The organism is Erwinia sp. 1181_3 (assembly GCF_052824965.1).
This window is the reverse complement of sequence record NZ_VTDE01000003.1, coordinates 492,415-513,852: the sequence shown is the minus strand read 5'-3', so window position 1 is coordinate 513,852 and position 21,438 is coordinate 492,415. Positions and strand designations below refer to the sequence as shown.

At 54.6% G+C, this 21,438-nt stretch carries 20 protein-coding genes; 11 read left to right on the top strand and 9 right to left on the bottom strand.

Annotated features, from left to right (window positions below):
- Positions 1 to 24 precede the first annotated feature (24 nt).
- Both exbB and exbD read left to right on the top strand, forming a co-directional pair.
- Positions 25 to 759 (top strand): tol-pal system-associated acyl-CoA thioesterase, encoded by a 735-nt coding sequence (exbB, locus tag FY046_RS10830; protein ID WP_446186037.1) that lies wholly within the window; start codon positions 25 to 27, stop codon positions 757 to 759.
- Between the two features lie 5 nt (positions 760 to 764).
- Positions 765 to 1,187 carry a TonB system transport protein ExbD gene (exbD, locus tag FY046_RS10825; RefSeq protein WP_133843795.1) on the top strand — a complete coding sequence of 141 codons (423 nt, stop codon included), beginning with the start codon at positions 765 to 767 and terminating at the stop codon, positions 1,185 to 1,187.
- A 37-nt stretch (positions 1,188 to 1,224) separates the two neighbouring features.
- Here the strand turns inward: exbD and tcuC are convergent, their stop codons facing one another.
- A complete protein-coding gene (gene tcuC / locus FY046_RS10820; RefSeq protein ID WP_421506441.1) occupies positions 1,225 to 2,544 on the bottom strand; it encodes an MFS transporter in 1,320 nt (439 codons plus the stop codon).
- Between the two features lie 334 nt (positions 2,545 to 2,878).
- Here tcuC and FY046_RS10815 point away from each other — a divergent pair, with 334 nt between their 5' ends.
- Positions 2,879 to 3,772 carry an SDR family oxidoreductase gene (locus tag FY046_RS10815; RefSeq protein ID WP_446186036.1) on the top strand — a complete coding sequence of 298 codons (894 nt, stop codon included), beginning with the start codon at positions 2,879 to 2,881 and terminating at the stop codon, positions 3,770 to 3,772.
- Between the two features lie 29 nt (positions 3,773 to 3,801).
- Here the strand turns inward: FY046_RS10815 and FY046_RS10810 are convergent, their stop codons facing one another.
- From FY046_RS10810 to FY046_RS10790, 5 genes are read right to left on the bottom strand one after another with little or no spacing between them, the layout of a single operon-like run.
- The gene (locus FY046_RS10810; RefSeq protein WP_339455576.1) at positions 3,802 to 4,791 is read right to left on the bottom strand and encodes a Csu type fimbrial protein; all 990 of its coding nucleotides are present in this window, start codon (positions 4,789 to 4,791) and stop codon (positions 3,802 to 3,804) included.
- The gene (locus tag FY046_RS10805; RefSeq protein WP_446186035.1) at positions 4,788 to 7,217 is read right to left on the bottom strand and encodes a fimbria/pilus outer membrane usher protein; all 2,430 of its coding nucleotides are present in this window, start codon (positions 7,215 to 7,217) and stop codon (positions 4,788 to 4,790) included. The genes FY046_RS10810 and FY046_RS10805 overlap by 4 nt, the downstream gene beginning before the upstream one ends.
- Entirely contained in the window at positions 7,214 to 7,939 is a 726-nt protein-coding gene (locus tag FY046_RS10800) for a fimbrial biogenesis chaperone (protein WP_133843785.1), read from the bottom strand. The genes FY046_RS10805 and FY046_RS10800 overlap by 4 nt, the downstream gene beginning before the upstream one ends.
- Positions 7,940 to 7,963: 24 nt before the next feature.
- Positions 7,964 to 8,455 (bottom strand): Csu type fimbrial protein, encoded by a 492-nt coding sequence (locus tag FY046_RS10795; protein WP_192933190.1) that lies wholly within the window; start codon positions 8,453 to 8,455, stop codon positions 7,964 to 7,966.
- 56 nt (positions 8,456 to 8,511) lie between these two features.
- Positions 8,512 to 9,084, bottom strand: coding sequence for a spore coat protein U domain-containing protein (locus FY046_RS10790; RefSeq protein WP_133843783.1), 573 nt, complete (start codon positions 9,082 to 9,084; stop codon positions 8,512 to 8,514).
- A 551-nt stretch (positions 9,085 to 9,635) separates the two neighbouring features.
- Between FY046_RS10790 and FY046_RS10785 the strand changes: the two genes are divergently transcribed.
- Both FY046_RS10785 and FY046_RS10780 read left to right on the top strand, forming a co-directional pair.
- Positions 9,636 to 11,771 (top strand): putative bifunctional diguanylate cyclase/phosphodiesterase, encoded by a 2,136-nt coding sequence (locus tag FY046_RS10785; RefSeq protein WP_446186034.1) that lies wholly within the window; start codon positions 9,636 to 9,638, stop codon positions 11,769 to 11,771.
- Positions 11,772 to 11,807: 36 nt separating this feature from the next.
- Positions 11,808 to 13,217, top strand: coding sequence for an aminotransferase-like domain-containing protein (locus FY046_RS10780; protein ID WP_133843779.1), 1,410 nt, complete (start codon positions 11,808 to 11,810; stop codon positions 13,215 to 13,217).
- Positions 13,218 to 13,250: 33 nt separating this feature from the next.
- Here FY046_RS10780 and FY046_RS10775 read toward each other — a convergent pair whose 3' ends face one another.
- Positions 13,251 to 13,733: a YlaC family protein gene (locus tag FY046_RS10775; protein ID WP_133843777.1), complete on the bottom strand. Its 483-nt coding sequence runs from the start codon at positions 13,731 to 13,733 to the stop codon at positions 13,251 to 13,253.
- Between the two features lie 189 nt (positions 13,734 to 13,922).
- Between FY046_RS10775 and FY046_RS10770 the strand changes: the two genes are divergently transcribed.
- Positions 13,923 to 14,912, top strand: a complete 990-nt coding sequence (locus FY046_RS10770; protein ID WP_159337361.1) for a lysozyme inhibitor LprI family protein — start codon at positions 13,923 to 13,925, stop codon at positions 14,910 to 14,912.
- A gap of 19 nt (positions 14,913 to 14,931) precedes the next feature.
- On the opposite strand, the gene FY046_RS10765 is transcribed toward FY046_RS10770, so the two are convergent.
- A complete protein-coding gene (locus FY046_RS10765) occupies positions 14,932 to 15,408 on the bottom strand; it encodes a hypothetical protein (RefSeq protein WP_227535672.1) in 477 nt (158 codons plus the stop codon).
- Positions 15,362 to 16,291, bottom strand: a complete 930-nt coding sequence (locus FY046_RS10760) for a transcriptional regulator (protein WP_133844228.1) — start codon at positions 16,289 to 16,291, stop codon at positions 15,362 to 15,364. Before FY046_RS10760 ends, FY046_RS10765 begins: the two co-directional genes overlap by 47 nt.
- A gap of 395 nt (positions 16,292 to 16,686) precedes the next feature.
- Here FY046_RS10760 and FY046_RS10755 point away from each other — a divergent pair, with 395 nt between their 5' ends.
- The 5 genes from FY046_RS10755 to FY046_RS10735 all read left to right on the top strand — a co-directional run bounded on the left by FY046_RS10755 (position 16,687) and on the right by FY046_RS10735 (position 21,380).
- The gene (locus FY046_RS10755; protein WP_227535674.1) at positions 16,687 to 17,301 is read left to right on the top strand and encodes a cupin domain-containing protein; all 615 of its coding nucleotides are present in this window, start codon (positions 16,687 to 16,689) and stop codon (positions 17,299 to 17,301) included.
- 190 nt (positions 17,302 to 17,491) lie between these two features.
- Positions 17,492 to 18,928 carry a circularly permuted type 2 ATP-grasp protein gene (locus FY046_RS10750; RefSeq protein ID WP_133843773.1) on the top strand — a complete coding sequence of 479 codons (1,437 nt, stop codon included), beginning with the start codon at positions 17,492 to 17,494 and terminating at the stop codon, positions 18,926 to 18,928.
- Positions 18,922 to 19,851: an alpha-E domain-containing protein gene (locus FY046_RS10745; protein ID WP_133843771.1), complete on the top strand. Its 930-nt coding sequence runs from the start codon at positions 18,922 to 18,924 to the stop codon at positions 19,849 to 19,851. Before FY046_RS10750 ends, FY046_RS10745 begins: the two co-directional genes overlap by 7 nt.
- Positions 19,851 to 20,651, top strand: a complete 801-nt coding sequence (locus FY046_RS10740; RefSeq protein ID WP_446186033.1) for a transglutaminase family protein — start codon at positions 19,851 to 19,853, stop codon at positions 20,649 to 20,651. Before FY046_RS10745 ends, FY046_RS10740 begins: the two co-directional genes overlap by 1 nt.
- Positions 20,652 to 20,669: 18 nt before the next feature.
- A complete protein-coding gene (locus FY046_RS10735; RefSeq protein WP_133843767.1) occupies positions 20,670 to 21,380 on the top strand; it encodes a proteasome-type protease in 711 nt (236 codons plus the stop codon).
- The last annotated feature ends 58 nt before the right edge of the window (positions 21,381 to 21,438 follow it).

The window sequence follows — 21,438 nt, the reverse complement described above, 5'->3', positions numbered from 1 at the left end:
AGCAATTGACGTTGGAGACACAGCGTGACAAATGATTTGATGCAGATGGACCTGTCCGTCTGGGGCATGTATCAGCATGCAGACATCGTGGTTAAAGCGGTGATGATTGGCCTTCTGTTGGCGTCCGTTGTCACCTGGGCTATTTTCTTCAGCAAAAGCATTGAGCTGAGCGCTGCGCGTAAGCGTCTGAAACGTGAGCAGCAGTTGCTGGCGAATGTACGTTCACTGGAAGAAGCCTCTCAGGTGTGTGAGAGCTTTAAAGGCCACAGTCTCAGCACGCTGTTGGTGAAAGAAGCGGAAAACGAGCTGGAACTGTCAGCCGGTTCTGACGACAACACCGGCATCAAAGAGCGTACCGGTTTCCGCCTTGAGCGTCGCGTTGCGGCTTTCAGCCGTCATGCCGGTCGTGGTAACGGCTTCCTCGCAACCATTGGTGCGATTGCCCCGTTTGTCGGTCTGTTCGGTACGGTCTGGGGCATCATGAACAGCTTCATCGGCATTGCAAAAACGCAGACCACCAACCTGGCTGTTGTTGCTCCCGGCATTGCTGAAGCGCTGTTGGCTACCGCTATCGGTCTGGTTGCGGCGATCCCTGCTGTAGTGATCTATAACGTCTTTGCCCGTATGATCGGCAGCTACAAAGCCTCACTGGGCGATGTGGCGGCACAGGTTCTGCTGTTGCAGAGCCGCGACCTTGACCTCGCTGCCAGCGAAGGTGCACATCGCGTTCAGTCTGCGCAGAAACTGCGGGTAGGTTAAGCATTATGGCAATGCGATTAAACGAAGATCTCGATAGCAACGGTGAAATGCACGAAATCAACGTGACGCCGTTTATCGACGTCATGCTGGTGCTGCTGATTATCTTTATGGTCGCCGCGCCACTGGCCACCGTTGACGTGCGCGTCAATCTGCCTGCGTCCACCAGTTCGCCGCAGCCGCGTCCTGAAAAACCGGTGTATCTGTCGATCAAAGCCGACCGTCAGCTGTTTATCGGTAATGATGCCGTGACGCAGGAAACGCTGGTCGATACGCTGATTAAGCAGACTGAAGGCAAGAAAGACACGACCATTTTCTTCCAGGCGGATAAGTCGGTCGATTATGAAACCCTGATGGGCGTGATGGATAAACTGCGCCAGGCCGGGTATCTGAAGATTGGCCTGATGGGCATGGAAACCGTCAGTAAATAATCTCGCAGGGGCGACCATTTCTGGTCGCCCCTTTCGTTTATACCTGAATCGCCGGCTCTTTCAGACGCCGTACCTGATACTGCTTCACCAACCGCTTAATCATCAACGAGCCTGCCAGCCCGCATAGCGCGGCAATCGTCAGCCATACGCCCGGCATCGCTTTATCTCCGGTAACATGAATCAGATAGCTGCATATCGCGGGTGTAAAACCGCCAAACAGCGCAGTCGCCAGGCTATACGCCAGGGAGAACCCCGTCGCCCGCACTTCAGCCGGCATCACCTCCGTCAGATACACCACCATGGCCCCGTTATAGCTGCCATACAGGAAGGAGAGCCACAGTTCCGCTTCCAGCAGATGGGTGAGGCTGGGCGAGCCGACCAGCCAGTGCAGCACCGGCCAGGCGGTCAGGATCATCAGCACGGTAAACAGCAGTAACAGCGGGCGGCGACCGTAACGGTCAGAGAGGGAACCCATTACTGGCAGCCAGATCAGATTGGAGATCCCAACGCACAGTGTGACAAAGAAGCTCTCTCTGTCGCTCATCATCAGCACTGTTTTGCCGAACGTAGGGGTAAACGCGGTGATCATATAGAACATCACCGTGGTGGTGACCACCATCAGCATGCCGGCGAGGATCAGCGCCCAGTTACTGCCGACCGAGTGCATAATCTGACGCATCGTCGGGTGATGTTTACGCTGGCTAAAGGCTTCTGTCTCCTCCAGCATCCGGCGGATCCAGAACAGGAACGGCACAATCATACAGCCGATGACGAAGGGAATGCGCCAGCCCCATTCGGTCACCTGGCCTTTATCCAGCAGATGGTTAAGCAGCAGGCCCAGTAGTGCCGCGAAGATCACCGCAATCTGCTGACTGCCAGATTGCCAGCTGACGTAGAAGCCTTTTTTGCCCTTTGGCGCGATCTCTGACAGATACACCGACACGCCGCCCAGTTCGACCCCGGCCGAGAACCCCTGGAGCAGACGCCCCAGCAGGATCAGGATCGGTGCAGCCATGCCGAGGGTGCTGTAGCCCGGGACGACCGCAATGGTCAGTGTACCGATCGCCATTAGCCCGAGCGTGAGCAGTAACCCCTTACGGCGTCCGTGCTGGTCAATGTACGCGCCGAGGATAATTGCCCCCAGCGGACGCATCAGAAAACCTGCGCCAAAGGTCATCAGCGTCAGCATTAGCGAGGCGAAGGGGTCATCCCCGGGGAAGAAGGTTTTGGCAATGGCGGTGGCGTAGTAGCCAAACACCATGAAATCGTACATTTCGAGGAAGTTACCGCTGGTAACGTTGAAGATTGTTTTCGCACCGCCTTGCCGCGATGTATTGAGCTGGGGGGTTATCGCCATGACTGCATCCTTTTTGTGTTTCTCTCGTTTTTATCCTGCCAAGGCGGTCATGTATGTGATGGTGATCACTCTGTTAATTTACAATTTATTTACATTGGTAATCAAAAATTAACAGAGGACGTAAAGTTTAAAATCTGTACATTTTTCTGAACCCTCCATGAGCAACCTTCAATGAATATTCACATTTGGTTATATTTGATCGCATTGTTCATTCCTTTTTTTCGTACCGTATATCAACAGGATGACTGATTTTTACTGTTTCCGACCTCGACATGCTCTGAGCGATGACTAGCCTTATTGATGAATAAAACTGTTATCAACAGCCGGAGGAACCATGGCAGACCAATATGAAATGCAGAATCCTCTCACCCAGTATCCCGCCACTGAGTATCCGAAACAGCGTCAACCTGCACCGGGCGTGCAGGCCGATATGCGCCCACGGCCGGACTGCGGTGAAAACAGCTATCGTGGCAGTGAACGTCTGAAAGGGCGCAAGGCGCTGGTGACCGGTGCCGACTCCGGTATTGGCCGTGCGGCTGCCATTGCCTATGCCCGTGAAGGCGCTGACGTGGCGCTCTCTTATTTGCCGGATGAACAGCGCGATGCCGAAGAAGTCGCCAGGCTGGTTGAGCAGGCCGGACGTAAAGCCGTGCTGCTGCCGGGAGACATCAGTAATGAAGCCTTCAGTAAAAAGCTGGTTGAAGACGCCCGGGAGCTGCTGGGGGGCCTGGACATCCTGGCGCTGGTCGCCGGTAAACAGGTGGCGGTAGAGCACATTGCCGACCTCACCACCGAGCAGTTCCGCAAGACGTATGAGACCAACGTTTTCGCGCTTTACTGGATCACACAGGCGGCCATCCCCCATATGCCGGCGGGCGGCAGCATCATTACTACGTCATCCATTCAGGCCTATCAGCCGAGTGCGCATCTGCTGGATTATGCGTCCACCAAGGCGGCGATCCTCGCGTATACCCGGGCGCTGGCGAAGCAGATTATCGATAAAGGTATTCGGGTGAACTGTGTGGCACCGGGCCCCATTTGGACGGCGTTGCAGATAGCGGGCGGGCAGACGCAGGATAAGATCCCGGAATTTGGTCAGCAGACGCCGATGAAGCGGGCAGGGCAGCCTGCGGAGCTGGCACCGATTTATGTTTATCTGGCTTCGCAGGAATCAAGTTATGTCACGGCAGAGGTGCATGGTGTGACGGGTGGGAATCACTTAGGTTAGTGTGACTCACCGGTTTAAGGGCCTTGACTTCAAAACGATAAATCCACCGTCACCGTATCATTATACGTCCCAGCGACAGGCGTCGCCTGGCTGGACAACACCTGCGCATTGTAGCTAAAGGTACGGGTGAGACCATCCGTACTGGCGATGCCGGCAGTGCTCTGTACCCGGTCAGCCGCCACACTGCTTCCCCAGCGGGTGGTACCCGATCCTTTATAAATCTCATACGCCAGCTGGCCACCCGCGGCGCTGGTCATATAGCGCTGCGTACCCACGGCATGCAGGCCGTTGCTCATGCCGACGCTGTAGGTGCTGCCTTTGGTGCAGATCACGTTGAGCGTCTGACTGATGGGGTTGAACTGGCTGACCAGGGGGGCGCTGCTAAAGTTGACGTTGGGCGCGGTGATCGTTGTGCAGTCTTTGGATATTGCGATATTCACGACAATAGACTGCGTGCTGCTGCCGGTTTGCTGTGAACCCAGCAAGCAGAGACCCAGCGCACCAATGCCCGTACAGACATCGTAATTGACCGTGACCGCCAGCGTGACGGTATAGCTCCCCTCCGCGACCACCGCGCCAGGAACGGTACGCAGGTAAAGGGGAATGTTAAATATCACCTGACCGCCGCCGCCAATATTCAGGCCCAGCAGTTGAGATCGAGACAGGGTGTAGGTTGCACCATTGATGGTCAGCTCGCTGGTAGTGCAGGCAGCGTCGTAACAGAGCTGTATCGGGATCAGATCCGTACCCTGTTTCATTGCGCCCCGATTACCAATGATTGAGCCGGTCGTGGCACCGGTCAACTGGAGCTTAACGGTGTCGCTGCTCAGCAGCGCCAGCACCCCGGCACCGCAGTTAACGGTAATATTTTGTGTTACGGTGCTAATGCCCGTATTCACGGTAAACGAGCTGACGGGGCCAAAGTTGGCCGTCACCGTGGGCGTGGTACAGGCTGCCAGCGCAGGCAATGTGCTCCCCATCAGCAGGATGGCGCTGCACAGCAATAACAGTTTTCTCATGGTGTCTTTCCTGAAGGTAACGGCGGCAGCGTGCAAACCAGCGGGCCGTAGGTGGTCAGTGATTTAGGCCGTCCACCGGAGACGGTCAGTTCCGTGTCACAGGTGCGTCCATCCGGGGTTCGTACATGGATGGCATTGCGGGTTGCCAGATTTTCCATCCAGACAATACCGTCCCAGCCAACATACTCCGTCTGCTGACCCTGACGAGTGATCTCGCTGGAGAGCGGCAGCGCCTCACCGTTCTGGTCATGCAGGATCACGCTGGCCGCACGCAACGGCTCAATGGGGAAATGCAGCAGATAGCCGCTCTGGCGCTTCACTACGAGCCGCTGCTCGACGCTGCTGCTGGTCATATCGGCCGGAAGATCGAGGGTGTCGATATCGTATCTTGCCGGATAATAGGAGCTGACTCTGGGCACCAGCAGGTAGCCTTTTTTGTCAGTCTTGCCCATCAGCTGGTTTTCAAAACGCACATTGATATCCGGGTAATCCGTTTTCACCAGCACAAAGGCATCCGTCACCTGGTTAGCGGCAAACACGCCGCCGTCCATCAGCACCAGGGAACCGGATAAATCACCATATTGAGTGCTGTAATTGTCATTGCCGTAGAAGCCTGCTGAGGTTTCCATTTTCTGGTTACGCCAGCGCAGGGTGCCCTGACGGTAGTTGCCCCCATCGCTCTGATTGGCGACCGAGGCATCCCACGCAAAACCGCCATCGGTCGGCATGGAGTGTGACAGGCTGAGACGCTCTGAAGCGCCGCCCTGCTGATTACGCTCTACGCTGATGCTGGCGCTGGTCATATCGCTGAAGGGGATCATCAGGCCAATCGCACCGGACCAGTCGCCTTGCTGCTGGTCGCGACTGGCGGAGACATACAGGCTGGAGTTTCCCCACAGAGTCCGGCTCCACGACAGATTCAGCAATCGGGTTCGTTCGCCGCTGCCGCTGGTGATATCAATCAGTGCTGCACCCAGGCTACCGAACTGATCCAGCGACACGCTGGCATTGTACTGTGCGCTACGGCGGCTGAGCGTGTTGTATTCGATGTTGTCGCTGTAGTTCTCACGGTCGGCATACAGGGCGAGGTTACCAAAACCGGTGGTGCGTTTGGTCTGTTGCATACCCACGCTAAAACGATTGGTGCTGTACTGATAGCCCCAGCTGTACTGCCTGCCGCTCTCTCCCTGCATCTGGCTCTGGCTGACCGCCCCGTTAACCACGCCGTATGCCCCCAGTTTGAGTTGTACACCCGCGCCGCCCAGTGCCAGTGACGGCGCAGCTTCGGCATGGCTTTCCAACGTCAGCCAGTCGATCAGCCCGTAGCGATAAGAACCGCTGGTCGCCGCTGAACCGTAATCAAAATTTTTCACCCCGTAGTTCTGGCGCAGGGCCCCGGCGGAGAAAGAGTAATCAGACAGCCCACTTTTCAACAGGTTACTGGCGACATAAAACGGTAGCGTGGTACTGACCCGCCGCCCCTGAGCATCGGTCGTGACCACCACTGCATTCCCTGCGCCGTTAACAAACGGCATATTCGTCAATGAGTAAGGGCCGGGCTGCACGTCATTACTGCTGGTTTTATAGCCATTGACGAAGAGATCAACAGTAGAGGGGACGGCGGCCTGGCCGGAAAATGAGGGCAGAGGATACGTGACCAAATCCGGACGCAATGAGAAATCGCGCGACAGCTGAATACCGCCGAGGCGGACGCTGCTACTCCACGCCAGCGAGTCGCTGATCAGATCACCGACCTGCCAGTCCAGGGCATTTTCTTCATTTTGATTCGACCAGTGGGTGTCATAACGAATATAGCCATTTTCCAGATAGCTGGTCTGGCCGGAGAGCTGCTGCTGGTAAACGCCATTGCTGACAAACTGGCCGTAACCGCCAAACAGGCGCAGCTCATTTGTCGCTGACAGACGTGAACCCCCGCCAGTCGACTGACTGACATACAGGTCATAATTTAACAGCGCACCGCTGCTGCTACGTCCTTCATAACGGGGGCCGTTATGCGTGGTGCCCGTAAAGGTCTGCTCGGGAAGCCATTCGGGCGGTACATTGATCAGGATACGCTGGCGCTGGCGGTCATACTCCGCTTTGACCCGATCCATAGCGGAGACATCCATAATTGATGAGTTGATTTGCGCGCTCGGGATGCCAGCCTGCTGAAGATCGGCGGCACGCAAAAGATAATGCCCATCACGAAACTGCACTGGCACCACCATGCCGCGATCCTCATCATTGACCACCAACCCCAGCATATAGCTTTGTGGCTGATCTGCCTGGCCTCCGGCGCTGGCAGCGGGCGGGGGTGGCAGTGAGGTATAGGTTTCAGCACTGCATGTCACAGAAGACAGGCAGGTCAGCAGGCCGGTCACGATCAGAGTGCGGTGCCGTCCCGGCACCAGGCAGCGTCTGGTCATCGCCTGGCGGCGGAACTGGTGCTACGCCAGGTCTGATTTTGCTCCAGTTGTGCACTGATTTCGGCACGTTCTGAGGCGGGGCTGCTCAGCGGGAAAGTGTTACTGGCATTGGCCAGTACATAGCCCAGCAGGCTTCCGGCGAGTTTTTTCCCCCCTAGTTCGACATTACTTAAGCGCGCATGAGCGTTACCACGATTAGTGATTTCAAGCGCCTGTTTTCCTTCGCGATTGACCAGCCGCCAACTGAGGTCAGGGCGGGCGGTCGATGGATCAAGGCCGCTGCCGTAGACAAATAATGGTACGGAATAGCGCATCTGGAGCGTCACTCCGGTCTGGTCTTCACCCGGTGCTTTTGGCGTAGGGATTTCATCCAGAATGACCCGATAAGCGGCTTCCTGACCGGCGGCGGGCGGCGTTTGCTTAATCAGACGCACCAGCTGGCGTTTACCCGGTTCAATGCGCACCATCGGCGGGCTGGCAGCCACCTGTTGCTGGGTCTGATATTGCTCCTGACCATTAACCTGCTGCCAGCCAAATACGCGCACCTGCATTAGCGTGGTGCTGGCACCGCGGTTTTCCAGCCACAGTTCGGTGGCTTTATCGTTCTGACTGATTTTGGGGTCGATCGGCCAGATGAGCACTGAGTTCCCTGCATGGGAATTGAATGCCAGAACGCTCAACAGCAGAGTGAATAGCACGCCTGTGAGATGATGTTTTTTCATTATTGCTCCTTCAATTCCCCGAAATTACCAGCTCAAAGTCACCGTCAAAGTATCGCTGTAGGTCCCGGCACGGTTAACACCGTTCAGTTGTAACTGGCCGTAGATCGGCAGCGTGATATTGTTGGCATTGCTTAGCGTCAGTAACACATTCTGATTCACCGGAATGGCGGTGGTGTGCGCGGCACTGGTGTACAGGCTATACGCCACCAGGTTGGTGTTGCCGGCCACTCTCAAGTTGCGCGTGGTGGTGTAGTTACTCCCGCCGTTGATACTCATATTCAGTGTTGTGCCCGGCGTGCAGGCCAGCGTAATACTGGAATTCTGCACATAGGCGGCATTGGCTGTGACGCTGCCTACCCCGGGTTGAGTGCCAAAGTCGAGCGTACCGAAAACCGTGGGAGCCGTGCTGGTGATCACACAGCCATTGACGATAGAAGCACTGACCCCAAAATCGGCGGTAGGCAATGCGTTACTGCTGCTGCTGTAGGCCAGCAGCAGTAACGTGAACGGACGAATAACGCCCGCATGTCGCCTGAGCAGCTCCCGCACGATGGACTCCCCTGTCGCGGCAATCAGTAATTCACTGCAACGTTAATCGTATCCGTGTAGGTGGCGGCAGGAATGGCGGAGGTATTCCCCCCACCAGCAATACGACCATAAATCGGATAGTTATCTCCGTAAGTCGCATCGGGGGTGCCGACCGGGGCGATATTGGTGTTATTGGCAATTGGCGTGGTGTAGTCAGTATTGGGGTACAGGGAGTAGGCGATACCCACGGTGGCCGTGGTGCCGCTGATCAGATAGCGTGGCTGCGTCGTTTCTGTGCCATACACGGTGGTTGGCTTAGCACTGCTGCTGGTGATTTGCACAGAGTAGGTCGATCCCGTGGAGCAGCGAACAAAAATACCATTACCCACCGTACCGACAACGGCGGCGGTTTTGATATCAAAGGTCGCGGCACCACCAGGGAATTCCAACGTACCCAGGTTACCAATGGCACCCGGAGTGGCGACTTGCCCATTGACCAGGCAGCCCGCTGTCAGTACCAGTCTGGCGGTGATGGTTCCGGTGGTGGTGGCGGCAAAGCCTGAACTGGCTACGCCAAGGCTCAGGCCGCAGCCCAGCAGAAAAAGCTTAGTTTTCATAACTATTCCTTACTAATTAAAGTGATGAACTTGCTTTTCCGCCTGATGAAATATTGTCGTCAGTGTGACTGAACAAACATAAAAAATAATAAAAACCCTTTAGCGGGTAAAATATAACGTAAGGAATAATCTGTTATTTGAATTAACGCGTTAACATTGATTGACTTAACTATAGTTCAGCCTGGCCAGGCTGATAACAGAATCGTAAAAATATTATTTATGTGTTACGCCTGTCATAGATAAGCAGGCTTTACCACCGCGTGGCGACAGGGATTGGAAAATTTTCAAGAATATTCCTATCCTGATCTAGGCGAAGTATCGGGCCAATGCTATGTTCACTGCCGAAGAAGAGGAATATTAATACACTATATAAATTATAGGGATATATCTTATGCCTGTAAAAATCCTCTTCAGGTTCCTTCACTTTCCCCTGTGGCTGCTAAAGCTGGCTGATTTTTCGCCGATAAATAAGCACAAGCCTGGGGTGATTAATAATGACACCGGGTCACTACACACTAAGCCGAAATGGCTACTGCATTCGAGATTGTCATATGCTCATGAGTTCGTACGATCAACTTCTGGTTATCGTCTCTTTTATCGTCGCGTTTCTGGCCTCCTATACTGCGCTGGACATGGCGGGACGAGTTGCCACCTCCAGTGGCAACGTTGCCCGCGTCTGGCTATTCGGTGGCGGTTTTGCCATGGGCGTTGGGATCTGGTCTATGCACTTTATCGGCATGCTGGCGATGAGTCTGCCGATGGTCATGAGCTACGACGCCAGCCTGACGGTGGTCTCCATGGTGATCGCTGTGGCGGCATCCGTCTTTGCGCTGTGGATCGTGTGTTACGGTGAACTGCCGTGGTATCGGCTTTGCGGCGGGGCGGTGATCATGGGCAGCGGGGTCGTGGCGATGCACTACACCGGCATGGCCGCGCTGGCGGTTAATCCCGGTATTATCTGGGACTGGCGCTGGATCTGGGTATCGGTGTTGATTGCGCTGTGTGCCTCCGGAGCTGCGCTGTGGCTGGCTTTCCGTCTGCGCCAGGGCACCGGCCGTCTGGCCCTGATGCGCAGCGGCGCTGCACTGATCATGGGTATCGCTATTGCCGGGATGCACTACACCGGCATGGCGGCCGCCAGTTTCCCGATGAACAGTCACGCCACACATCTTGGGGTCAACAGCAACTGGCTGGCGATTCTGGTTGTGGTCGTGACGCTGGCCATCCTCGGTATTACACTGCTGGTTTCGATGCTGGATGCTCGCCTTCAGGCACGGACGTCGGTGCTGGCATCCTCTCTGGCAGAGGCAAACCGCGAGCTGGCACAGCTGGCGCTGCATGACAACCTGACCCGCCTGCCAAACCGCATCCTGTTAGAAGATCGTCTCGACCAGGCCATCAATAAAGCCTCGCGCGAAGACTCAAAATTTGCCCTGTTGTTTATGGATCTTGATGGTTTCAAAGCCGTCAACGACGCCTTCGGCCACCACATTGGCGACAGCCTGCTGATCGCGGTGACCGAACGCATGAAAGAGAAAGTGCAGGGGCATCACACGCTGGCCCGCCTCGGCGGTGATGAGTTTGTACTGCTGATTGAGATTGACGATCCTAACGATGCTGCCGCCGTGGCGGATGCGCTGGTGAAGGCCGTCGAGCGGCCATTTGATATCTCCCGCTACGAGCTGGTGGTGTCGCTGAGTATTGGTATTGCTGTCTTCCCGGGCGATGGACTCGATGAACGTGAACTGATGTTTAACGCCGATGCCGCCATGTACCACACTAAAAATAACGGTCGTAACGGTTACAGCTTCTTCCAGCCGTCGATGAACACCATCGCACAGAACCAGTTACAGCTGATTAATGACCTGTGGCTGGCGCAGGAAAATAAAGAACTGCGGCTGTTTTATCAGCCTAAATTCTGTGCGCCACGTGGGCCGATTATCGGTTTTGAAGCACTGCTGCGCTGGCAGCATCCGCAACGTGGTCTGCTGACGCCGGATGTCTTCCTGCCGCTGGCAGAAAAAACCGGGCTGATCGTCAGCATCGGTAACTGGGTGATCGGGGAAGCCTGCCGCCAGTTGCGCTGCTGGCATTTGCAGGGCAACAGCCAGTGGTCGGTCGCCGTCAACCTGTCTGCATTGCAGTTTGAGCAGGCCGGGCTGGTGGAAACCGTAGTGAAGGCGCTGGAAACGCACCACATCCCGCCGGAACTGCTGACGCTGGAAGTGACGGAAACCACTGCGATGCGCGACCCGGATGAAAGCATTCGCATTCTGACCGAACTAACGGAACTGGGGGTGAAAGCCTCTATCGATGATTTTGGCACCGGATATTCCAGCCTGCTGTATCTGAAGCGTCTGCCGGCCAGCGAGTTGAAAATCGACCGTGCATTTGTGAATGAGCTTCAGGCACAAACGGAAGATGCCACCATCGTCACCGCGATTGTGGCGCTGGCGCAAACGCTCAATCTGAAAGTGGTCGCGGAAGGGGTGGAAACGGCCGAACAACAGGCATTTCTGACAGGGCTGGGCTGCAATACCTTACAGGGTTATCTGCTGGGTCGTCCTGTGCCACCGGAGAACGTCCCGGGCCTGAAGCAGTATGTTGACGGCGATGATGGCGTTGAGATGCGCGAGGAAGATGTCCCAAAGTTGGCGGCGGTCATACCGCTCTCTGACGTGGTATAATAGTTTTCTCTTTTGTTAAAATGGCCTGTAACAGTCGTGGCAAAATATGAACAGCTGGTGGCACAAATCCAGCAGCAGATCGAGACGGAGATATGGCTGCCGGGGGAAAAACTTCCCTCGTTGCGTCAACAGGTTGAGCTGAGCGGCATGAGCCTGATGACCGTAATGCACGCTTATCAGGTGCTGGAAAGCCAGGGCTGGATCCAGTCGCGGCCGCAGTCAGGTTATTATGTTGCGCCGCGCGCCGAATTTCTCAGTCAGCCTCTTAGCCATCAGAAAGTGCAGCTGGCTGAATCTGTCGATATCAATGCCTTTATTTTCGATGTATTACAGGCCTGCCGTGACCCGCAGATGGTTCCATTTGGTTCCGCGTTTCCTGACCCGGAACTCTTCCCTCAGCGTCAGCTGATGCGTGCGTTGACCACCGTTTCTCACAGTATGAAAGCCATCGATGCCCTGCATAATCTGCCACCGGGTAATGAAGCGCTGCGCAAAACACTGGCGCAGCGTTACGCCTTACAGGGCATTCAGGTCTCCCCGGATGAGATTGTGATCACCAATGGCGCAATGGAGGCCCTTAACCTCAGTTTGCAGGTGCTGACAGAACCGGGTGACTGGGTGGCGATAGAAAACCCCTCGTTTTACGGTGCGTTGCAGGCGATTGAACGTCTGAAGCTGAAAAGCGTGGCCATCGCCAGCGATCCACAAACCGGTATCGATCTCGATGAGCTGAGCCGTTCGCTGGCCCGCTGGCCGATTAAAGCGCTGTGGATGATGACTAACCAGCAGAACCCGGTCGGCTGCACGCTCAGCAAAGAGAAAAAGCAGCAACTGGTCGCGTTACTGGCCCGGCACGGCGTGGCGCTGATTGAGGATGATGTTTACAGCGAACTCTATTTCGGCCACGAAAAACCCCTGCCGGCCAAAGCATTCGACCGCGAGCATAACGTGCTGCACTGCTCCTCATTTTCTAAAAATCTGGTAGCAGGATTTCGAGTCGGCTGGGTGGCTGCGGGAAAACATGCGCAGCGCATTCAGCGTTTGCAGTTGATGAGTACCTTGTCGACCAGCGCACCGATGCAGCAGGCACTGGCCACTTACCTCGGCACGCGCAGCTATGATCGCCATCTGCGGCGTTTACGGCAGACACTCGAACAGCGTAAAAATCTGGCGCGTCAGGCTCTCAAACGTTCTCTGCCTGCCGGGGCGCAAATCAATGATTCACGCGGTGGCTACTTCCTGTGGGTGGAACTGCCCAAACAGGTCAATACGACTGAGCTTTATTACCGTGCACTGCACAACAATATCAGCATTGCCCCCGGAAAAATGTTCTCCTCCAGCGAGCAGTACGCCAACTATTTTCGTTTTAACACCGCGTGGTGGGATGAGTCGCAGGAAGTGGCGGTCGCCACATTAGGACGATTAATCGCAGAATTACTGCCGTAAGGGTCAGGCATGCCTGACCCGCATCGGGTTATTTTATACCGCTGAAGCGCTTTTCTGTCCCCAGGTCAGGTGGAAGACATCATAAAAATCGACTTCACCTTTTAACGACAGCAGCTTAGTAATGCCCTGCTTAACCTTGTCCGGCACATTGTCACTACTGAGGATGTCGCTAATCGCCCGTTCAGACAGGGTGCGCACATAATACCATTCGCCGTTGTAGCAAACGCGCAGATCAAGGGTATCGATATCCTCAAAGCGGTATTTCGGGTTCACGTCCATGAGCATCAGGCCGCTCATCAGCATGATAAAAATAGTCGCCCCCCAGAACGCGGGCCAGCCCAGAAAGTCCGTGGTAAAGATTAGGGCAACCGTCAGAATGTAGCACCCGTACATGGATGCCCAAAGCCCCGGATGGGTCTTCAAAAACTGAAAACTGAAGCGCGGTTTATTATCGCGTTGCTCTTCGCGATTCAATGTATCGATCTCGCGCAGCAATATTTTTTTAACTTCTTCCATTAGTGACCTCTGCAAAACAGTTCGGGCAGAGTGAAAGTAAACCATGTTTGCACCTATAATAGCAGACACAGTTTATCGCTATTCAACTATAACAGTTGCTCACAGGGATGGGCCAGCTGTCACCTGCCGTGGCAATGTATAAAGTTCAGGCCATTCCCGATGGCCTGCTGATAAGGGAATAAAAAACAGATGGATTTAATCAAAGCCCCTGCTGTCATTGGCTTTACTCTCCTGCTCCTTACCTCCACGGCGAAGGCCATCGACTGTGGGCGCGCCTCCAGCGTGGTAGAAAATACCGTCTGTGATAAGCCGGAATTGATGTGGCTGGATAGGGTATTTGTTAATGCATTCAGTGAACTGCAAATGCGCGAGCCACAGCATGTGAATCAGATAGCGAAGGAGATGGCCCGGGAGCGTAATACCTGCGTTAGCGACAGCTGCCTGCGCAGTGCCTATCTCGGTGGCCTGAGCCAGCTGTATGATGCGGATCGCCAGGTGGACTGGCAGGGCGTCTGGTGGAATGTCAGTGCACCTCACGGCAATGGTGGAAAAATTCGTATCAGCCAGCTGGCAGGCGATGAGTTCAATATGGATGCATCTGTCTGGGGAGGGGTGTACCGGTCGAGTTTCAGCGGTAAAGTGACGCTGTCCGAGGGGGTAGGGTTTACCGATAAAATTGTCTGGGGTGGCGGGTGTTCAATTGTTCTGATCCCGCGCCCGGATAACCGCCTTGAAGTCAGCAGCGATTCGCATGGACGCTGCGATATGCTGTTACCCGGCAAGACGTCAATTGACGGGGTGTACGTTAAAGCGGATAACGATCCGCGTCTGCCGGCCACGCTGTTAACCCTCGGTATTTTACCGAATAAAGCCCTGGACGATCGCTTTCGTCAGCTGACAGGCAGTGACTATGCGCAATATGTTGCGACGGCAACCAGTTTTGTCTACAGCCAGGACCTTGACCAGTTTGGTGCGACGGTACTCACCCTGTGGGTAAAAGGCATGGCGAACCGACAGTCAGCCATCATCATGTACACGCCGGAAGGGAAAATCTGGGCGCTACGGGTCAGCCCTGACACCGATAACGGCGTGGAAGTGGATTATGTGACCACCGAGAAGGATAAAGAGACCATGCCCAAAACGCTTCAGGCATGGCGCACCCTGTTTACCGACCGCTAAGGAAACCGGCCCATTGGTACTATCGGTAACGTACCATTTGGCCAGAAGGGGTGATCATCAGGCGTTCTTTACCCAGCCGCAAGGTGTCAAAATGCACGCTGTTGTTTTCCGCATAGCCAAAAATATTTTTAATCATCCGCGTCTGACCATCATCTGCATAATAAATTTTATGGAAAGTAAACATCACACCTTTGGCATTTTGAGTTTTTTCTTCCAGGCTGATTTTGGCCATAAAACGATTATCGTTTGGGCTGGTCAGGGTCATCATCACGGTGTTCCCTTTGCCGTCGAAGCGGGTATCATAAATTTCACGCTGGCGCGCCAGCAGGTCGTAATACCCCAGCTGTAAATTTACTTTAACGAAATCCTCCGTGAACAGGCCCTTATCCCCTGGCAAATGTTTGATCACTGCCACCCCAAGGGGGACCAGCAAAGTCACGATCAGTAAGCTAATTGACGCAGTTGGCCATTTCATTAATTTTTCGTTCGCCTTCACGGTAGATTAGAGCGCTCAGTTGAGCACCATCCGTACGCCAGTTGATAATGTTCATCGCCAGCTGTTTACGATCGCACTGATTCGATAACGTCATGGTGTAGTTCAGCGTCGTGCCGGAGGTGTAATAGAAAATTTCCATATTCACTTTCTGATTTTTCAAATTTTGATTCAGCGTAAATAGCACCGGTCCCAAAAGCTTATTTAAATCATAGGACGCGGACGTGTTGTCCCATCCCCGGCGCAATTCCATTAGCTGAATATGGCTGTACGGGACGGAGTTTTTTTTCACCAACTCGCTACTGTTTACCGGAAAAAGCGCTCGCCCGGCCCACGCCAGCACGCACAGTAACAGTAACGCCTGAAAGAAAATAAGCCAAAGCCAGAATACGCGACGTAAGCGTGGTTTCGGCTCCGCGTTAATCGTTGTTTCCGTTTCGGCCAGCCCGGGTAATATCGCAGGTTCTACCTGGTGCATATCCTGCGGGGGTATCCTCTCCTCTTGTACCGATGTCTGCTGCGAGGCATCGGTCAGGCTATCCGCTTCTTCTTTGTCATAGCAAATACGTTGGCAAAATTCTGCCTCAAGGATATAGCCCTTTTTAGGGATCGTTTTAATAATACGCTGCTGCTTGCCGTCATCCTCCAGCGCCACGCGCAGCGCATGAATCGCATTCGGTAAACTGTTAATACCAATAACCCGCCGTTCCCAAACCAGCGTAGTGAGCTCATCACGACTTAATGTTTTTCCAGCATTTTCAGCCAGTACTAGCAACAGTTTGAATTGATATTCGCCCAGGCGCCTTTCTTCACCACTGAGTTGATGGAGTAACGTACCGGACGAAAAATCGACGTACCAGTGGTGAATAATATAATCCGCTGTCATAGCTTGCCATTGTTCAGAAAAATCAGTGAATATGCTGGTGAATACTTCTGGCGATAATCGGTAATTATAATCTAATTTCCATAACAATTGCTGTAGTCGTAACGCATTAAAAAATTCAATGAAAAGGCGTCCTGTTATTTAAATTGAGGCCACCCGGTAATGGGAAATAAATGTTACATACAGTAATAGTAACAATGTGTTATCGAGTGATCGTAAAGTCAAATCTCAGGGTGAAGGGGATGAGAGGTGGGTAACAACCAATGAATTTGGCTTAAGTTCAGTTAAATTAATAAGTTATGTGATCTGCGGCGTGGGGAAAAGATTGCAAGCTGGCAGAATAGTGCCACAATTAATTTAACAATCACTCAACAAGGCAATTTGACCAGGAGCCTGATATGGTGACCCATTCTCGCAGTGTAATGTTAATGATGTCGTTTGCTGCCGGGACCTTTGCTGCAGGTGCCTCCTCAAACCCGCGCCATCTGATGCTGGCGCAGCCCTCACAGGGCATCCCCAACAACCCGCTGCCGCTGATCATCTATCCACAGGTGGTGCCGGACGAGCCGGAAGAAGGGGCAGAAGAGATATCGCCAGACGATTTGGCGCTGTGGTTCCGCGCTGAGTTTGCCCGCCACGGTTGGCCGGTCAGCTGGCACGCGCCGATTTATCCCTACACCCATTATCACCCGAATACCCATGAATTGCTGGGGATCACCTGCGGCTGGGCCGAGATCCTGTTTGGTGGCGAAAGTGGGCGCATGGTCACCGTTTATGCGGGTGACGTAATACTGATACCGGCGGGTGTCGGACATCAGCAAATTGCCGCCAGTGATGATTTCATGGCCGTTGGTGCCTACCCTCCGGGCGTGACGCCCAAAACCCTGCGCGACGAGCAGGCATTGATGGAACAGTCTATGCTTGAAATAAAACGCGTCGCGATGCCCGAAACCGACCCCGTTACCGGTGGGGAAGGCGCACTGACTGAGGTCTGGCACCCGCTGACTCGTTAAGAATCTCTCTCATCGTTTGACCGGAATGCACCATATTGGTGCATTCTCATTCTACGCTTCGCTTTCCCTGACCCGATTTGTCACCAGGCTGTTGTTCGTTCCTCGTTCTGTGCGGGGCAGGCCGCTCATTCCGACTCTGGCACACTTTGTGCAACTCTTATTCAGGTTCACAGACAGCGGTAGGGAAATCATGAATCAAAGTTATGAAATAGCGTCACACTTTTATGATGAGATGTTGCTGAACGATGGACGCTATCGCGGGCACTATCGGGAATACTGGCAGTGGCTACAGCAGGCTGACCAGCAGGCGATTGCGCGCAAACGTGAAGAGGCGGAACTGTTGTTTCACCGCCTGGGGATTACTTTTAATGTGTATGGTGATGACGGCGGTGCCGAGCGTCTGATCCCGTTCGACAGCGTACCGCGGATTATTCCTGCCAGCGAGTGGGCAATGCTGGATAAAGGCATCCGCCAGCGCGTTCAGGCGCTGAATGCTTTTCTGCATGACATCTACCATGACCAGCGCATCCTTAAAGCCGGGATCATTCCCGCTGAACAGGTACTGGTTAACGATCAATATCAACCCTGCATGCAGGGCCTGAATCTGCACCGTAACCTCTACGCGCACATTATTGGCGTGGATATGGTGCGCAACAGCGATGGCGAATACTACGTGCTGGAGGACAATCTGCGTACCCCGTCCGGCGTCTCCTACATGCTGGAAAACCGCAGAATGATGATGCGCCTTTACCCGGAGCTGTTTGCCGATCAGCGCATTGCCCCTGTCGAACGTTATCCGTCTCTGCTGCTACAAACCCTGCGCGAAAGCTCGCCGATCAACGATCCGGTGGTAGTGGTACTGACACCGGGCCGCTTTAACAGTGCCTACTTTGAACACAGCTTCCTTGCCCAGCAAATGGGCGTGGAGCTGGTGGAAAGTGCTGACCTGTTTGTCAAAGATGGCGCGGTGCTGATGCGCACCACGGCCGGGCCGTGCAAGATCGATGTGATCTACCGCCGAGTGGACGATGCCTTCCTTGATCCTCTGGCGTTCCGGCCGGATTCGATGCTCGGTGTGCCGGGCCTGCTGTCGGTGTATCGTGCGGGCAACGTGGTGCTGGCTAACGCCATCGGCACCGGCGTGGCCGATGATAAGTCGATCTACCCGTATGTACCGGAAATGATTCGCTTCTATCTGGGGGAAGAGCCGCTCCTCAACAACGTACCGACCTGGCAGTGTCGCCGCCCTGATGAGCTCTCCTGGGTACTGGCTAACCTCGAAAAGCTGGTCGTGAAGGAGGTTCACGGTGCGGGGGGATACGGCATGTTGATTGGCCCGGTGGCCAGTAAACAGCAGTTGGCCGATTTCCGCGCGCTGTTACTCGCCAAACCACAGAACTACATTGCACAGAACACGCTGGCACTCTCCACCTGTCCGACTTTTGTCGATCAGGGGCTGGCCCCGCGTCATATCGACCTGCGTCCCTTTGCCCTGAGTGGGGCGGATATCCGGCTGGTGCCCGGTGGCCTGACGCGCGTAGCGCTGACCGAAGGTTCGCTGGTGGTGAACTCATCGCAGGGCGGTGGGACGAAAGATACCTGGGTTCTGGAGGATGACGCATGCTGAGTCGCACGGCCAGTGGCCTGTACTGGATGGCGCGCTATTTAGAGCGCGCAGAAAATATTGCACGCGTGCTCGACGTCACAAACCGTCTTTCTCTGATGCCGGTGCGCGGCAGCCACAATAATGAGCTGCGCGTGCCGCTCAATCTGACCAACACGGATGAACTTTACTGGTCGGTCAGCGATCGGCTGAGTATGTCACAGCTGTTCAGCTTTTTTGCCTTTGATGAGCGTAACCCCGGCAGCATTTTCAATTGCTGGCAGGCGGCCTGGAACAACGCCCATGCGGTTCGCGGCAGCCTCTCTTCTGAAGTCTGGGAGAGTATTAACTCCAGCTGGATTGAACTGAGAAAAATGCGGCGTCACGGCGTCAGCAGCGACGGTGCGGATGCCTTCTTCGACTGGGTTAAAGAGCGCTCACATCTGTTTCGTGGTGCGATGTTCGGCACCCTGATGCGTGGCGATGCCATGAGCTTTATTCGTCTGGGAACGTTGCTGGAACGTGCCGACTGCACGGCACGCCTGCTCGATGTTTATCAGTATCTGACCGATGACGATGATGACACCGTGCGCGAATACTACCGGCTGGATACGCTGCTACGTTCAGTGTCCGCGCGCGAAGCCTATCACACCATCTACAAGCAGCAACTGGCGGCGGACGGCGTCAACGAGATGTTGATCCTGCGTGAAGAGAGCCCGCGATCGTTACGATCCTGTCTTGATGAAATCGCAAGGCAACTCGATCAAATCGGCAGCAGCGGTGAAGACAGGCCGCGTTACTTATTGACGATACTGCATGCGCAGCTGCGTTTCAGCAGTTGGGAATCCCTGATGGATGACGGGCTGCATGCCTGGTTGCAACGTTTTCTGGGTGAACTGGCATTGATTGCTGACAGCATCCATCACACTTATCTGGAGGCGAAATAATGAAGCTGACCATCGCGCATAAAACCTGTTTCAGCTATCAAAGCCTGGTGCGTCAAAGCACGCAGTACCTGCGTCTGACGCCACAGGACTCGGTGCATCAGCATATTATTTCGTGGGATCTGCTGCTGCCGGAAGAGGCGATCTGCACCACCGACACCTGGGGTAATGTGCTGCATGTGCTGACGCTCGACCGTCCGCATCAGGAAATCGAGATTGAAGCTCGTGGCGTGGTGGAGATCCTCGACGACGAAGATAGCGCCCCGGACCCGGACTGCATGCTCTCGCCGCTGGTGTTTTTACGCATCACTCCGCTGACGCAGCCTGACGCGGCGATCAACGATTTTGCCCGCCGCTATTACCGTGAAGAGGCTCCGCTGGACAGTCTGGAGCGCCTGATGGGCGAGTTGCTGTTGAAAATGCCTTACCAGCCCGGCAGTACGCTGGTGACGGATACCGCCGCGAAAGTGTTTGCCGCCGGCAGCGGGGTTTGTCAGGATCACAGCCACGTCTTTCTCGCCTGTTGTCACAGCCTGCATATTCCCGCCCGTTATGTGAGCGGCTATCTGTATACTGACAACGTGGAACATGTAGCCACGCATGCCTGGGTGGAAGCCTGGGTGGGCGGCAGTTGGCACAGTTTCGATATTACCAATAATACCCGCAGCACCCGCCAGCATCTGAAACTGGCGGTGGGGGTGGATTATCTGGATGCCTGCCCGGTGCGTGGAATGCGCCTTGGCGGTGGCAGTGAAGATATGCAGGCAGTGGCTGCGGTACAACTGGTGTTTTCGCAGCAGTAATCTTTTATCGGACTCACTATGACCTATTGTGTAGCTATGCGTTTATCGTCAGGGATGATTTTCGTTTCCGATTCCCGAACCAATGCGGGCGTGGATCATATTTCCTCGTTCCGTAAGCTTCATGTTTTTCAGCAAGATGGCGAACGGACCCTGGTGCTGCAAAGCGCCGGTAATCTGGCCACCACCCAGAGTGCGCTGAGCCTGCTGCGGCGTGGCTGCGAAGATGGCAAAAATCCTAGCCTGATGAACGCCACGAACATGTACGATGTGGCGCTGCTGGTAGGGGAAACGTTACGTTCGGTGATCAAGCGCGACGGCGAGGAGTTTGGCGGCACGTTGATGCTGGGCGGGCAGATCAAAGGCGAAGAGCCACGGCTGTTCCAGATCTACCCGCAGGGCAACTTTATCGAAGCCAGTACCGATACGCCGTATTTCCAGATTGGGGAAAGCAAATACGGTAAGCCGATTATTGACCGCGTGCTGCGTTTTGATACACCGCTGGATCAGGCGATGCAGTGCGCACTGATTTCGATGGACTCCACGCTGGCGAGTAATATTTCGGTGGGGTTACCGCTGGATGTGATGGTCTATCCAACGGACAGTTACAGCAGTATGCAGCAGTATCATATTACAGAAAAACATCCCTATTTCTCGCAGATCCGCCAGTTATGGAGCAGTGGTTTATTGAGTGTGTTCTCGCAGTTGCCACCGCTGGAGCTCGACGAATAACCCCGGGCGAGGCATGCCTCGCCCCTACGCAGCGCCACCCGCGCAGGACGGAAAAAAC

Excerpts from the sequence above, each read along its gene's own strand:
- exbD (WP_133843795.1), top strand. The coding sequence starts at position 765 with ATGGCAATGCGATTAAACGAAGATCTCGATAGCAACGGTGAAATGCAC.
- tcuC (WP_421506441.1), bottom strand. The coding sequence starts at position 2,544 with ATGGCGATAACCCCCCAGCTCAATACATCGCGGCAAGGCGGTGCGAAA.
- FY046_RS10815 (WP_446186036.1), top strand. The coding sequence starts at position 2,879 with ATGGCAGACCAATATGAAATGCAGAATCCTCTCACCCAGTATCCCGCC.
- FY046_RS10810 (WP_339455576.1), bottom strand. The coding sequence starts at position 4,791 with ATGAGAAAACTGTTATTGCTGTGCAGCGCCATCCTGCTGATGGGGAGC.
- FY046_RS10805 (WP_446186035.1), bottom strand. The coding sequence starts at position 7,217 with ATGACCAGACGCTGCCTGGTGCCGGGACGGCACCGCACTCTGATCGTG.
- FY046_RS10800 (WP_133843785.1), bottom strand. The coding sequence starts at position 7,939 with ATGAAAAAACATCATCTCACAGGCGTGCTATTCACTCTGCTGTTGAGC.
- FY046_RS10790 (WP_133843783.1), bottom strand. The coding sequence starts at position 9,084 with ATGAAAACTAAGCTTTTTCTGCTGGGCTGCGGCCTGAGCCTTGGCGTA.
- FY046_RS10785 (WP_446186034.1), top strand. The coding sequence starts at position 9,636 with ATGCTCATGAGTTCGTACGATCAACTTCTGGTTATCGTCTCTTTTATC.
- FY046_RS10775 (WP_133843777.1), bottom strand. The coding sequence starts at position 13,733 with ATGGAAGAAGTTAAAAAAATATTGCTGCGCGAGATCGATACATTGAAT.
- FY046_RS10770 (WP_159337361.1), top strand. The coding sequence starts at position 13,923 with ATGGATTTAATCAAAGCCCCTGCTGTCATTGGCTTTACTCTCCTGCTC.
- FY046_RS10760 (WP_133844228.1), bottom strand. The coding sequence starts at position 16,291 with ATGACAGCGGATTATATTATTCACCACTGGTACGTCGATTTTTCGTCC.
- FY046_RS10755 (WP_227535674.1), top strand. The coding sequence starts at position 16,687 with ATGGTGACCCATTCTCGCAGTGTAATGTTAATGATGTCGTTTGCTGCC.
- FY046_RS10750 (WP_133843773.1), top strand. The coding sequence starts at position 17,492 with ATGAATCAAAGTTATGAAATAGCGTCACACTTTTATGATGAGATGTTG.
- FY046_RS10745 (WP_133843771.1), top strand. The coding sequence starts at position 18,922 with ATGCTGAGTCGCACGGCCAGTGGCCTGTACTGGATGGCGCGCTATTTA.
- FY046_RS10740 (WP_446186033.1), top strand. The coding sequence starts at position 19,851 with ATGAAGCTGACCATCGCGCATAAAACCTGTTTCAGCTATCAAAGCCTG.
- FY046_RS10735 (WP_133843767.1), top strand. The coding sequence starts at position 20,670 with ATGACCTATTGTGTAGCTATGCGTTTATCGTCAGGGATGATTTTCGTT.